The organism is Cetobacterium sp. 2A (genome assembly GCF_014250685.1).
Classification (GTDB): domain Bacteria; phylum Fusobacteriota; class Fusobacteriia; order Fusobacteriales; family Fusobacteriaceae; genus Cetobacterium.
In genome coordinates this window covers 1-13,310 of sequence record NZ_JACFAJ010000002.1, presented here as the reverse complement: position 1 = coordinate 13,310, position 13,310 = coordinate 1, and the positions used below count along the sequence as shown (strand labels likewise).

Here is a 13,310-nt window from a genome sequence, read left to right as displayed (position 1 = left end):
ACTATTGATATTTACTGAACATTTTAAGCTAAGTATGTTTAAACAATTGAAATTCCATCTAGAGAAATAGATGTAATAAGTAAAAAATTAGATTGTTACACATATTCCTAATTTAGTATTAGTCCCTAATCTAGTGTGAGGTCTTACTATTGTAGCTATTCCACTCTTATAATGACGTATGTGACTTCTTACAAAACTTGGCCTTCTAGATTCAACTTTCCAACTTCCGTTTTTGAAAATCGGCTCTACTGTTGAAATCTCAATCTCTCCACCATCTTTTATTTCACTTACTTTTTTATAAAATTTTATCAAAATATTTGTTATTGCTTTTATCATTGGCGTTTCATTGTTGAATTCTATATTCTTTCCGAATATCAAAGAAACAACAGGAATATTTATTCCAATATTAGAAACTTGACAAAGATAAAAAACTTCATTATTATGAAAAATATCATCATAAAAGTGGTTATATATTTCTTGAAACTCTTTTCCAACCACTTTTTTAGAATATTCTTTAACTACATCAAACAGCACTTCATCTACATTTTCTTTGTCTAGTCTAGAGAAACTGAAAGTAAATACTCCTATTGTATCTTTATAAATTTTTCCTTCGTCAAAAACTGAAGCTAAAAAATTTCTAAAAGGTATTATCTTGAGATTTACTTCTTCATTCGTATTGAATTCTAAGAGTTTATTAATATCTTTTATCTTCACTACGTCAAATCCATTTTCTAAATTTTTTTTAACAATTCTATCGAGATCATAATCTCTTACCTCATTTATAAGAGTTCTAACTTGCTCGATAGTATCATCTACATTAATAATATTTTGACCAATCACTATTATTATTTCTTGCGATACTTTATTTAAAGTATCATGATCTAATTCTAATATTTTTAAAACTTCAGAATAAGTAGCTATATATAAATTATTTTTTTTATCATATATACAATTATCAAGAAAAAGTAAATTCTCTATAATATATGTTCTACTATCTATATCTTTTATATATTTTAAAAATCTAGGAAACATATTGACGAAATTGTTATCATTTACATTAATAACATTTTCAAAAGTAGATATTTCAACAATATTTTTATTTGATAGTTTTGATAGTTTTTTCTCTAAAAAATCAACCTTCAACTTTCTCATTCCTTCACCCTCCGCATTTGCTAATGAGCAGTTTTTAGAGATGCCCAGCTCATTTTCTTAGGCTACTGGGTTGTATACCACTGCTTCGTCTGCTATTTCAAGAATTACTTCATCCGTTCCCTCTCTTAAAAATCCAACTATTGATAATCCATTTTCAAAATCAACTATTGTATCTCCAGTTTTTTCTGTTGTATCAGAATTTTTTAAAAGCTCATTTTTTTCTGCCTCTGTAAAACTTCCCCAAGTTCTTCCTACCAAATTTTCATTTTTCATTTTATTACCTCCTAGTTTTTGTGTTTCATCTATATAATAAGTATACTCCATCATTTAAAAAATGTAAAGCGTTTTTTTAAATAAAATGTATTTAATATATAAATAAAAAAAGTGAAGAGGAGAACCTTCACCTTTCAGACTTTTTGAATTTTTAATAAAATAATCTTCTCACTTTTAAAGTGTTGAGATTAAAACGAACAAGGATGTAAGTGTTCTATCGGTGGAACATTACACGATAAATTATAATATAGATTTTAAAACAGCAAAAGCCCAAATTTATGGGCTTTTGCTGTTTTTTTTATTTTATTTAGTAATTTTAGGTTTCTGAATTTTAGCTTTTTTTATTCCACCAATTGCTTTTCCATGAACTTTATTAAAAACAACATTGTTTACTCTTATTATTTCTGAGAGTATTCTCTTATCAGTTGAAGATGAAAAAGATATAACATTTCCATTTTTATTTGCTCTTCCTGTTCTTCCACTTCTATGGACAAATGCTTCCGTTGTTTGTGGCAAATCATAATTTATAACATGGGTTACTTGCGGAATATCAAGTCCTCTTGCAGCTATATCTGTTGCCACTAAAACTTTGAATTCTCCTTTTCTAAATCCTGCTAATGCAGCATCCCTTTGAGTTTGAGATAAATTACCTTGGAAATTTATCGCTTTTATTCCATTACTTACAAGAACTTTACTTAAATACTCTGCTTTAAGTTTTCCATTTGTAAAAACAATTACTGATTCTACATCAGGTGTATTTATAATCTCAATTAATTTCGCCTTTTTTTCAGTACTTTCAATATAATAAAGCTCATGTTCTATTAATTTAACTGGGTCTTTATATTCTACTTCTACTGTTTTATAACCTTTTTTCAATACTTTAAATGCTAATCCCTTTATCTCTTTAGGCATAGTTGCTGAGAATAAAAGTGTTTGCTTTTTCTTTGGAGTTGCTTTAATTATTTTTTCTATATCTTTTATAAATCCCATATTTAACATATGATCAGCTTCATCTAAAACTAAAACCTCTAATCTTGTTAATCCAACCGTTTCTTGTTTAATATGGTCTAGTATTCTTCCTGGACATCCAACTATTATATCAACACCATTATTTAAAAGATCTATCTGATTTTTGATAGAACTTCCACCATATATAGCTATCGATCTTATTCCTATTGATTTTCCTAATTGTAAAATCGAGGTATTAATTTGTTCTGCTAATTCTCTTGTAGGAGCTACAATTAAAGCTCTAACACCTTTTCCTTTTCCCTTAGTTGTAGCTATTCTTTCTAAAATTGGAAGAACAAAAGCTGCTGTTTTTCCAGTTCCTGTTTTAGCTAGTCCTAATAAATCTTCCCCTTTTAAAATAACAGGGATAGATGCCTCTTGTATAGGTGTTGCTTCGATATATCCAATCTCTTCTATCTGCTTTAATATTTCTTCTTTAAATTCAAATTCTTTAAAATTCATTTTATCTCCATTTTTATTTTCTGTATTCCATCCCTATATTGTATCATTTTTTAGATTATTTATCCATTTTAAATCCTTGCTCCTTCAATATTGGATATACTTTTGGAAAATATACTTTAGAGTAATATTGGGAAACAAAATCACTCCAATTCTTTTCTTGTTCCCTTCCTATCTCTATTAGATATTTATCCATTAATTTATCATAACCATCTATTTCTTCAACTATTTTCTCAGGATTATATTTTTCTTCATGGATAAATGTATCTAAAGGTAATCTAGGTTTTTTTCTAGAATTATCTGCTGGGTAACCTAGAGCTAGACCAACTAATGGAAATGTTTTTTTAGGAAGATTTAAAAGTTTTATAATCTCTTCAGGACTATTTCTAATTCCTCCTATACAAACTGTTCCAAGTCCCAGTGATTCAGCGGCTGCAACGGTAGTTCCCAAAAGTATACCGGCATCTACAGCTCCTGCAAGAAGACCTTCAGCACTCTCTTCTATAATTTGAACTTTTCCCGCTTTTTTTACAGCAACTTCTGTTTTATAAAAATCCATTACGAAAATTAAAAATACTGGAGCTTTTTCAATCCATGGTTGTCCGCCTGCAAGTTCAGCCAATTTTCTTTTTGTATCTTTATCTCTTATTACAATTACAGATGTTTGTTGTCCATTAATAGAATTTGGAGCGTCTTGGGCAGATGTTAAAATTTCTAAAATAATATCTTTAGGAATATCTTTTTCTAAATAACTTCTAATGCTTCTGTGATTTTCTAAAACATTTATTACTTCATTCATAATTTAAATCATCTCCTTTTATTTTACTTTGTCCATTTTCTATTCTTTGCAAACGAACTTAATCCTTCTTATTAAATATTTTATCTTTTATTGTCTCAATTACACCATTTTCATTATTGTTTTTTGCTATAAAATTTGAAACTTCTTTTAATTTAGGATGTGCATTTTCCATAGCAAAACTATATTTTGCTGTCGACATCATTTCTAAATCATTTAAATAATCTCCAAAAACCATAGTTTCATCATATGTTATGTTTAAAAGATTTTGAATCTGGAGAATAGCCTCACCTTTATCAGCATCTAAATTTGTAATATCTAGCCAAATTTCTCCTGAAATAGCAACTTTATAGATAATTTCATACTTTTGAAAATGAGGATAAACATTTAATTCTGTTCCAGTTAAATCACAAAATGTAACTTTTAACACCTCATCTTTAACTTTTAATATATCGTCTACGATTTCGTATCTTTCATAGTATTTTTTTACTTCATTGATAAACGAATCTTCATTACATTCAATATAGGCACTATTTTTTCCACATAAAACGATATTTGAAGTAGGAAGTTTTCTTCCTAACTCAACAAGTTCAACTATAGATTCTTGATTCATAGAATTACAAAATAATTCAATATTATCTTTAACTACATAAGTTCCATTTTCAGCTATAAAAAGTAAGTCATTTCTAATAGATTCAAAGTTTTTTAATAAATTATAATATTGTCTTCCACTAGCAATCGCAAATAATATATTTTTATCTTTTAATTTTTCAAAAATTTCCCAGAACTCATTATTTATTTCTTTTTCATCATTTAGTAATGTTCCATCCATATCTGTAACAATTAGTTTAATCATTAGTTACCTCTTTTTATTATTTTATTTCTTATTTCATATAAAATTATTCCAGAAGCCATTGCAACATTTAATGATTCAGCAGTTCCATAAATTGGAATTATAATTTTCTGGTCACTTTCTTTTAATATACTAGCTTCTATTCCATTCCCCTCATTTCCAAATATAATTGCATTTTTTTCTAATAAACACATATCTGTATATGGAACTGAATCTGATTCTAATGCTGTAGATATTATATTATATTGTTTTGTTTTTAAGAATTTTACTAATTCAGTTTCTTCTATATAATAAATGTTTATATTAAAAATTGATCCCATACTGCTTCTCACTACTTTTTCATTATAGTGGTCGACACTTCCTTTGGTGATTAATATATCTTTAAAACCAGCAGAGTCTGCAACTCTTATGATAGTTCCAAGGTTTCCAGGGTCAGACACTTTATTTAATACTATAATATTATCGGACATTTTATCTATTGAAGGTTCTTCGGATTTGTATACGATAATAATCCCTTGCGAGTTTTCTTGAGATGTTAACTGTGAAAATAATTTTTCGTTGATTACTATTTTTTTACAATCGAATTTGTTTAATCTATTTTGTATATTTTCTTCATCTTTAATTTTTTCTGATATTACTATAATTTCTGGAATTTTATTAAAATCTAAAAATTTTATTCCTTCTGCTATAAACATTTTTTCTAAATCTCTATATTTTTTTGTTTTCAATTTTTTAATTTTTTTAAAGGTTTCATTATCTTTACTAACTATAAATTCCATGTGTCCTCCTAAATTTTTATCTAAAGAATATTATACATTAATTTTAAAGTAATTTCTATAAAATCATGGTAAACTTAAAAAAAGGAGGTGGTTTATACGTTTACTTTTAAAATGCTAAAATTACTTCATACACTTGATTTAAATGAAATTCCTGATAATAAGTTTATTAAAGAATTGGACTTTTTTGGAGTTCAAGCTCTTGAGTACTATAGTTCTAGAATTGATATTATGGATGTTGATGTTATTTATCAATTACTTTCTCTATATAACAATAGAAGCAGGGGAGAAAAAAATGATTTAATCAAAAGTTTAAATAGAAAAATTCCTTTACTTTTCAATTTAGAATATTTTGACGATGAACCATTTGAAGTTTCAGAAACTTCGAACTTTTTTAAAGGGGTTTTAAAGTCTAGAGTTTATGTATCTATTAAAGTCCTTAGAAAAAATAAAGAAGAAATTTTAAAAAATATTAGCTCTTTAGAAAGATTAGAATCTGTTTCTAATTATGTTCCTGGAATTGATATTTCGAAAAATCTTAAAAGTTTTACAGACTTTTGTAATAATTCTATGTCTATAGAATATGATTTAAAACTCGAGAATGAAAATCTGTTAAAATTAAAAGAAAAGAAAGAACTATTTTTAACTAAATATCCTGAACTTGAGCATTTAAAGTTTTCAAAATCTTTCCCATATCTTTCTGAACCTGATGTGTGGGTTTCAGAATTTATAGAAAATGGAAGACCTTTGAGTATAGCACTCAGAAAAAACCTTCTAAAAAAGGATGCAGCTTTGAATATAATAAGGACAAGGCTTATATATGCATTGGAGATTGGAATATTTACAAGTAATCTTTCTGATAAAGATATAGTAGTTGAAGATGACGATAATTTTTATTTAGAAATTGCTATAGAATGATTGAAATTACAGATATTAAAGAAAAAATTTTATTAGAATTTTAGAGGCTATTTTAGATGGAGATTCTGAAAAATCTATAATCTTTTTAACAAAGTTATCTGAACTACCCTTTCAGAAGAAAAGTTTATTATTTTTAAAGAAGATGCTACTATTTTTTTTAAATGAAAATTTTAAAAATCATAAGACAGTTTCCATTGTTAAATTAATGTGTAATTTATTAAAAATAGCACTAGATAACTCTCTTGTTTTTTGAAAAATATATCTATGATTTTTTTAAAGAACTCATGTTTATACAACTAATTGTTTTTAATAGTGGTTATAAAATAGAATTTTTTTTCTATCTTAAATAACTTTATAAAATCATTAAATCTACAGATGCTTGACTTAATTTAAAAAATATACTAGAATTTATCTATTGTATTTTTTTTATTAGGAGGATTTTTTAAATGAAAAAATTTGGTATTTTTATTTCACTACTATTTTTGCTTGTTTCATGTGGAGACAATAAGACTGAAATAACAAAGTTCTTTATCTTTATGGATGGGCTGATTACGTTCCAAGTGAAATTTTTGATAATTTTGAAAAAGAAACAGGAATTAAGGTTATCGAAGATATTTATTCTTCTAATGAAGAGATGTTTGCTAAATTAAAAGCTGGAGGAAAGGGTTACGATATAGTTACTCCTTCTACAGATTATGTTGAGATTTTAATGAATGAAAATATGTTAGAAAAATTGGATAAAAGTAAACTTCCTACGTTTGATAATATAGATCCAATGGTTCTTGAAAAGATTCAATATTTTGACAAAGATAATTCTTACGCTGTTCCTTATATTATGGGATCAACTGGAATTGCTGTAAATACAAAATATGTTAAAGACTATCCAAGAGACTATACAATCTATGAGAGAACAGACTTAGCTGGTAGAATGACTTTATTAGACGATATGAGAGAGGTTCTAACATCTGCTTTAGGAACTTTAGGATATTCTCAAACTATAGAAGATGAAACTGCTATTGCTCAAGCTTCTGATCTTGTTAAAAAATGGAAGAAAAATATTGCTAAATTGATTCTGAATCTTTTGGTAAAGGATTTGCAAATGGAGATTTTTGGGTAGTTCACGGTTATGCTGAAATATTTATCAAGAACTTGATGAAGAACAAAGAGCACATACAGACTTTATATATTCCTGAGAAGGGTGATACTGCATATGTTGATTCATTTGTAATACTAAAAGATGCTCCTAATAAGGAAGCAGCTTATAAGTTCTTAGAATTTATTCATAGACCCGAAAATTATAAACTTGTTTCTGAGCATTTAGAACTTCCATCAATAAATGTTCCTGCTAGAGAACTTATTGAAGTTGAACCAATTTACAAAATGGAGGATTTAAAAGGATCTGAAATTTTAAGAGATATCAAGAAAACTTTAGATATTCAAAATAAATATTGGCAAGAAATAATGGTTGATTAATAAAATAATAAAAAAGCTGGTTGGAATGTAAATTGTTCCAATCAGCTTTTTTTATTAAGAATTTAATAATTTAATAAGATATATTCCATAAACCCCAATCATAATAGCTCCCTGCCATCTTTGAAGGTTTTTCTTTCTAGCAACAAATAATAACAATAGTAAACTAGCAAAAACATTTATACCTATCTCTAAATTAGATCCAGGCATCATAGTTATAGGAGCTATACTTGTAGATATTCCTAAAATAAAGAATATATTAAATATATTTGATCCTACGACATTTCCTATTGCTAAATCAGAGTTCTTTTTCATAGCTGCTACAACCGATGTTGCAAGTTCCGGAAGAGATGTTCCAGTGCTACGACAGTAAGAGATATTATTCTTTCTGACACTCCAAAGCCAGAAGCTATTTCAACCGCAGAATCAACTATAAATTTTCCACCTAAAATTAATAGAACTAATCCCCCTACAAAAGCTAAACTTGCTACTAAGGAGTATAATTTTTTATTTCTAACTCTTCCTCTTCTTTTGAAGATACCATCAAGTAAAAATTATAAGCTAAAAAGATTAAAAAGAATAATAGCAGTATAGATCCATCTACTTTTCCTATTACTGAAGTAATTCCATCAAAGTACATATCATTTGCCATAAGAAAAACAATAAATGCAGCCAATAAAGACATTGGAATTTCTACATATGTCGTTGTTTTACTTACTGTTAAAGGATATATTAATGCTGTTATTCCTAAGATTACTAGAGTATTAATAAGATTACTTCCTATTACATTTCCTAACGTTATAGCTGAATGCCCTTGTACAGAGGCAATTACATTTACAACAAGCTCAGGTGCAGATGTTCCAAATGCAACTATCGTAAGTCCTATCACTAAGTTTGGAATATTGATCTTTTAGCTATTACTGAAGCTCCATCTACTAAAAAATTCGCTCCATAAACTAAGGCAATTACCCCAATTATCATCATTACAAAAGCCATTATACACAATCCTCCTAATTATTTAATTATTTTTATATCTTTATAATATAGCACAAAATATATTTTCTTGTAAGAGTTTACATAATAGTGTATAATTTTTTTAAAAGACTTTTTTGGAGGTAACTATGATTTTTTCTATAAATAGAAATAAATTAGTTGAAATTCTTTCGGATTTTAATAATATATTAAAAGAAAATCCCATTAAGCCCATAATATCAGGTTTAAAAATAGAGGCTTTAGATAATAGAATAATTTTTACAGGAACTAATTTAGAAATAAACTTTATAAAAACATCCGAAGGTGATATAGAAGAGAATGGTGTTGTAATTTTAAAACCTTTCTTAGCTTTAGAATATATCAAGCTCTTAGATGATGAGTTTATAAAATTTTCTCTTAACAAAGAAACTTTAATGATTCATGGAGCAGAATTCTTAGTTTTAGATTCTGAACAGTATCCTGAAGTTGAAGAAATTAAATTCACAGAAATTTCTAAAATCAATAGCTCAAAATTTGTAAAACTTTTAGATAAAACAAAATTTGCTGCAGCAACTTCTAATGAAAACATGGCAATTAATTGCCTTAGAATTATATTTAAAAATAATGAAATCCAAATAGCTTCTACAGATTCTTATAGACTTATTTTTTTAAGTTCTGAAGCTGAGTCTAGTATTGAAAAAGAATTTTCTTTACCTTTAGAAAGCGTTAATATTATTTGTAAATTATTAAAAGATTCAAATGAAGATATAACAATTGGATACAATGACAATTTAATTATTTTCAAATGGAGTAATAGCTATTTCTCTAGTAAAGCAATTAATTTACCATTCCCTAGTTTTAGTGGAATTTTATCAAATTCCTCTTTTTCAAAAGAAATGGAATTTAATACTATTGAACTTAAAAGCGCATTAAAAAAAGTTTTAACTGTTGCTAGAACAAGTGTTGAAACTAAAAATGGAGCTCTTTTAAACTTTGCTGGAAAGAATTTAGTTATGAGTGCTCATTCTGGTAAAGCCAAAATAAACCAAAAAGTTAACATGATTAAAAATGGTGACGATTTAAAATGCTCTCTTAATATAAAATATCTATATGAATTTATAGATAATATTTCTAAAAATACAATTATTAAATGTAGTTCATCGTCAGCTATGTTTGAAATTTCAGAATATGAAAATAATTCTTATAAATATATCCTAATGCCTCTTGCATTAAGAGACTAGGAGGCATTATGATAAAAATATATAAAAGTCATAATGATTTGCTTGAAAAAAAGACTTTTGTCATCGGAGAAAATCTTGAAATTGAAAAATTAAAAGAAAAAAATACATGGATTCACCTTTCTCACCCAACTGAAGAGGAGATAAAGGTTATAACTACCGCTTTTGACATCCCTGAAGAGCATATTAGAGCTGCTCTTGATGAAGAGGAGAAAGCGCGTCTTGAAATCGACGAGAGCTTAATTCTGGTTATTATCGACGTTCCAGTGCACAGCGAACAAAATAGATGTTCATTTACAACTATGCCTTTAGGTATAATACTACTAAATGATAATATCATTACTGTATCCACTACTAAGTTTCCTCTTATTGAAGAATTTATAAATGGAAAAATCAAAAGTTTCTTTACTTATAAAAAAACTAGATTTATTCTACAATTACTATTTAGAAACTCTACATATTTTTTATACTATCTAAAACAAATTGGAAGAATAAGTGATAATATAGAAAAACAACTTAAAGACTCTATGAGAAATGAAGAGCTCATGCTATTGCTCGAATTAGAAAAAAGTTTGGTTTACTTTACAACTTCTCTAAAATCAAATGAAGCAGTTTTAGAAAGAATGATGAGAACAGAGATTGTTAAAAGATACCCAGATGATTTAGAGCTACTTGAAGATGTTATAATCGAAACAAAACAAGCAATTGAAATGGCAAATATCTACTCAAGTATTTTGAGTGGAACAAGAGATGCTTTTTCTTCAGTTATTTCTAATAACCTAAACGTTGTTATGAAAAAGCTTACATCCATAACAATAGTGTTTGCTATTCCAACTATTGTTTCTGGACTATGGGGAATGAACGTTTCCGGAATTCCATTTGCAAATACTCCTTATGGATTTTTCATTGTACTTTTGATGGCAATTCTATTTGGTATGTTACTTGCTTGGATTTTATTTAGAAAAGAGATGTTTTAAAATACAAAAGCAAGAAAGTCTAATCATATATAGACCTTCTTGCTTTTTTTAATAACTTATTTTTTTATAGCTATATCAATTACATCTTCAAAGTAATTTACAAAATGTGCTTTTATTCCTTCTCTTATATAATCTGGTAATTTATCAAAATCTTTCTTATTATCTTTTGGAAAAATTAGTTCTTTTATTCCAACTCTTCTAGCAGCAATTGTTTTTTCTCTAACTCCTCCAATTGGTAAAACTTTCCCTGTAAGAGTTAACTCTCCTGTCATTGCAAGCTCTTTTCTAACAGGTTTATCTATCGCTAAAGAGTAAAGTGCTAGTGCCATCGTAATTCCAGCCGACGGACCGTCTTTAGGAGTTGCACCTTCTGGAACATGAAGGTGAATTTTATTTTTATCAAAATAGTCCTTTCTCTCCTCTGGACAATTTTTATCTGTTGAAAGATGAGATCTTACATATGAGTATGCTATTTCTGCTGATTCCTTCATTACATCTCCAAGTTGTCCTGTAAGCTTTAATCCACTCTCTTTATTACTTATACTTGTAGCTTCTATGTATAGTGTAGCTCCTCCCATAGAAGTCCAAGCCAGACCTAAGGTTACTCCTGGAATTTCTTTTTGATACAGTTCTTCTGTAACAAATACTGGAGCTCCTAAATATTCTTCTAAATTTTTATCTGTTATTTTGATTTTTTCAGTATTTCCCTCAGCTATTTTAAGTGTTACTTTTCTCATTATTTTTTTAATTGCCTTTTCTAGGTTTCTAACTCCGGCCTCTCTTGCATACTTGTCTATCATATCCTCTAATGCAGTCTTACTAATACTAATTTCCTTATTATCAAGACCATGTTCTTTTAACTGATGAGGAATCAAATATTTTGTTGCAATTTGAAGCTTCTCTTCTAAAATATATCCTGGCAATTGTATTATTTCCATTCTATCAAGTAGTGGCCTTGGTATTGTATCTAATTGGTTAGCTGTTGTTACAAATAATATTTTTGATAAGTCATATCTAATATCTAAATAATGATCTAAAAATTCTTTATTTTGCTCTGGATCTAGTACCTCAAGGAGTGCCGATGCAGGGTCGCCTCTGAAGCTGTTTCCTATTTTATCAATTTCATCTATCATTATTACAGGATTTGTTGTCTTTAATAATTTTAATGCTTGAATTATTTTTCCTGGCATAGCACCAACATAAGTTCTTCTATGCCCTTTTATCTCAGCTTCATCAACCATACCACCAACTGAGAATCTATAAAATTTTCTATTTAATGCCTCTGCAATAGATTTTCCAATAGAAGTTTTTCCAACTCCCGGAGGTCCAACTAAACAAAGTATTGATCCACTTACATTTCCAGTTTTCATAACTGTACTTATAAACTCTAATATATTAGTTTTTACATCTTCTAAACCATAATGGTCTTTATCTAAAATTGTTTTAGATTTTTTTATATCCAATCTATCTTTTGAATAAACTCCCCATGGTAATTCCACAATAGACTCTATATAAGATCTAGTTATATGATATTCTGGTGAGCTTTTATCTAAAAGATTTAGTTTTTCCATTTGTTCCGTAACTACATCTTTTGCTTCAGGAGATAATTTTATATGTTTTAATCTTTCTCTAATCTTATCTAATTCTGCAGATTTTTCATCCTTTTCCATTCCTAGTTCTTGTTTAATTACCTTTAGCTGTTCTCTTAAAAAATATTCTTTTTGTTGTTTGTTTATTTTTTCATCTATCTGTTTAGATATTTTCATTTGTAATTGTGAGATTTCTAACTCTTTTTTTAACATAGTTAATAATCTTCTCGAACGATGTTCTAAATCAAATTCTTCAAGAAGTGTTTGGAGTTCTTTTCCTTCTGTTTTTAGCATAGAAGATATTAAGTCTATAAGAATCCCTGGTCTATCATAAGAAACTTGAGACATTAAAAGTTTTAACTCCTCTTGCAAAATTGGATTAACTTTAAAAATCTCTTTAAGAGATGTCATTATAGCTAACATATATGCTTTAACTTCATCTGTTGGTGACCCTTCTAGTTCCTTATTATACGTTACGCTCCATAAGATTCCAATATCTGATGAAACAACTTCTTTTTTCTTAAATCTTCCTACTCCTTGTACAATAACTTGCATACTATTTGGAGAAAGAAGGGTTGTTTTATGAATTTTAACAACGGTTCCTACTGTATAAAGATTCGATTTAAAATAATCATCCTCGTCAACTTCCTTAGCAAAAACTAATCCCATAAATCCACCATATTTCTCTTCAGCCTCTTTTATTGAATGTAAAAATTCATCTCCTGAAAAAGTTATTGGAATCATTATATTTGGAAAAATTGGTCTTGTAACAAGTGGAAGTATTGGCAATTTTTCTGGAAGTAAATCCTTTATATTCACTAAATCAGTT

General features: G+C 27.7%; 13 protein-coding genes and 1 pseudogene. 5 read left to right on the top strand and 9 right to left on the bottom strand.

Going from position 1 to position 13,310, the window contains the following annotated elements; all coding sequences use genetic code 11:
* Positions 1–87 precede the first annotated feature (87 nt).
* The 6 genes from H3N56_RS01785 to H3N56_RS01760 form a co-directional block, all read right to left on the bottom strand.
* Positions 88–1,152, bottom strand: coding sequence for a hypothetical protein (locus tag H3N56_RS01785; RefSeq protein ID WP_185879646.1), 1,065 nt, complete (start codon positions 1,150–1,152; stop codon positions 88–90).
* A 57-nt stretch (positions 1,153–1,209) separates the two neighbouring features.
* Positions 1,210–1,425 carry a hypothetical protein gene (locus H3N56_RS01780; RefSeq protein ID WP_185879645.1) on the bottom strand — a complete coding sequence of 72 codons (216 nt, stop codon included), beginning with the start codon at positions 1,423–1,425 and terminating at the stop codon, positions 1,210–1,212.
* A gap of 303 nt (positions 1,426–1,728) precedes the next feature.
* The gene (locus tag H3N56_RS01775; protein ID WP_185879644.1) at positions 1,729–2,895 is read right to left on the bottom strand and encodes a DEAD/DEAH box helicase; all 1,167 of its coding nucleotides are present in this window, start codon (positions 2,893–2,895) and stop codon (positions 1,729–1,731) included.
* A 55-nt stretch (positions 2,896–2,950) separates the two neighbouring features.
* Positions 2,951–3,691, bottom strand: a complete 741-nt coding sequence (locus tag H3N56_RS01770; protein ID WP_185879643.1) for an NADPH-dependent oxidoreductase — start codon at positions 3,689–3,691, stop codon at positions 2,951–2,953.
* 58 nt (positions 3,692–3,749) lie between these two features.
* Entirely contained in the window at positions 3,750–4,544 is a 795-nt protein-coding gene (locus H3N56_RS01765; protein WP_185879642.1) for an HAD family hydrolase, read from the bottom strand.
* Positions 4,544–5,320 carry an RNA methyltransferase gene (locus H3N56_RS01760; protein ID WP_185879641.1) on the bottom strand — a complete coding sequence of 259 codons (777 nt, stop codon included), beginning with the start codon at positions 5,318–5,320 and terminating at the stop codon, positions 4,544–4,546. Before H3N56_RS01760 ends, H3N56_RS01765 begins: the two co-directional genes overlap by 1 nt.
* A 111-nt stretch (positions 5,321–5,431) precedes the next feature.
* On the opposite strand from H3N56_RS01760, the gene H3N56_RS01755 reads away from it, so the two are divergent.
* The 3 genes from H3N56_RS01755 to H3N56_RS13275 all read left to right on the top strand — a co-directional run bounded on the left by H3N56_RS01755 (position 5,432) and on the right by H3N56_RS13275 (position 7,708).
* Positions 5,432–6,235, top strand: coding sequence for an AarF/UbiB family protein (locus tag H3N56_RS01755; protein ID WP_185879640.1), 804 nt, complete (start codon positions 5,432–5,434; stop codon positions 6,233–6,235).
* A 565-nt stretch (positions 6,236–6,800) separates the two neighbouring features.
* A complete protein-coding gene (locus tag H3N56_RS13280; RefSeq protein ID WP_370521043.1) occupies positions 6,801–7,352 on the top strand; it encodes an extracellular solute-binding protein in 552 nt (183 codons plus the stop codon).
* Positions 7,301–7,708 (top strand): extracellular solute-binding protein, encoded by a 408-nt coding sequence (locus tag H3N56_RS13275; protein WP_370521042.1) that lies wholly within the window; start codon positions 7,301–7,303, stop codon positions 7,706–7,708. Before H3N56_RS13280 ends, H3N56_RS13275 begins: the two co-directional genes overlap by 52 nt.
* A gap of 54 nt (positions 7,709–7,762) precedes the next feature.
* Here H3N56_RS13275 and H3N56_RS13220 read toward each other — a convergent pair.
* Positions 7,763–8,139, bottom strand: a pseudogene (locus H3N56_RS13220) (sodium:calcium antiporter).
* Positions 8,140–8,195: 56 nt separating this feature from the next.
* On the bottom strand, positions 8,196–8,594 hold the full coding sequence (locus tag H3N56_RS13215) for a sodium:calcium antiporter (RefSeq protein WP_370521040.1): 399 nt from the start codon (positions 8,592–8,594) through the stop codon (positions 8,196–8,198).
* Positions 8,595–8,826: 232 nt separating this feature from the next.
* Here H3N56_RS13215 and dnaN point away from each other — a divergent pair, with 232 nt between their 5' ends.
* Together dnaN and H3N56_RS01735 are read left to right on the top strand one after the other, a co-directional pair.
* A complete protein-coding gene (gene dnaN, locus H3N56_RS01740; protein ID WP_185879639.1) occupies positions 8,827–9,918 on the top strand; it encodes a DNA polymerase III subunit beta in 1,092 nt (363 codons plus the stop codon).
* A gap of 8 nt (positions 9,919–9,926) precedes the next feature.
* Positions 9,927–10,892, top strand: coding sequence for a magnesium transporter CorA family protein (locus H3N56_RS01735; RefSeq protein ID WP_185879638.1), 966 nt, complete (start codon positions 9,927–9,929; stop codon positions 10,890–10,892).
* 56 nt (positions 10,893–10,948) lie between these two features.
* Here the strand turns inward: H3N56_RS01735 and lon are convergent.
* Positions 10,949–13,310: endopeptidase La (gene lon, locus H3N56_RS01730; protein WP_185879637.1), on the bottom strand; the 2,362-nt coding region annotated here is incomplete at its 5' end.

What these genes read in the sequence shown, in the direction of transcription:
- H3N56_RS01785 (WP_185879646.1), bottom strand. Translation starts at nt 1,152, where the DNA reads ATGAGAAAGTTGAAGGTTGATTTTTTAGAGAAAAAACTATCAAAACTA.
- H3N56_RS01780 (WP_185879645.1), bottom strand. Translation starts at nt 1,425, where the DNA reads ATGAAAAATGAAAATTTGGTAGGAAGAACTTGGGGAAGTTTTACAGAG.
- H3N56_RS01775 (WP_185879644.1), bottom strand. Translation starts at nt 2,895, where the DNA reads ATGAATTTTAAAGAATTTGAATTTAAAGAAGAAATATTAAAGCAGATA.
- H3N56_RS01770 (WP_185879643.1), bottom strand. Translation starts at nt 3,691, where the DNA reads ATGAATGAAGTAATAAATGTTTTAGAAAATCACAGAAGCATTAGAAGT.
- H3N56_RS01765 (WP_185879642.1), bottom strand. Translation starts at nt 4,544, where the DNA reads ATGATTAAACTAATTGTTACAGATATGGATGGAACATTACTAAATGAT.
- H3N56_RS01760 (WP_185879641.1), bottom strand. Translation starts at nt 5,320, where the DNA reads ATGGAATTTATAGTTAGTAAAGATAATGAAACCTTTAAAAAAATTAAA.
- H3N56_RS01755 (WP_185879640.1), top strand. Translation starts at nt 5,432, where the DNA reads ATGCTAAAATTACTTCATACACTTGATTTAAATGAAATTCCTGATAAT.
- dnaN (WP_185879639.1), top strand. Translation starts at nt 8,827, where the DNA reads ATGATTTTTTCTATAAATAGAAATAAATTAGTTGAAATTCTTTCGGAT.
- H3N56_RS01735 (WP_185879638.1), top strand. Translation starts at nt 9,927, where the DNA reads ATGATAAAAATATATAAAAGTCATAATGATTTGCTTGAAAAAAAGACT.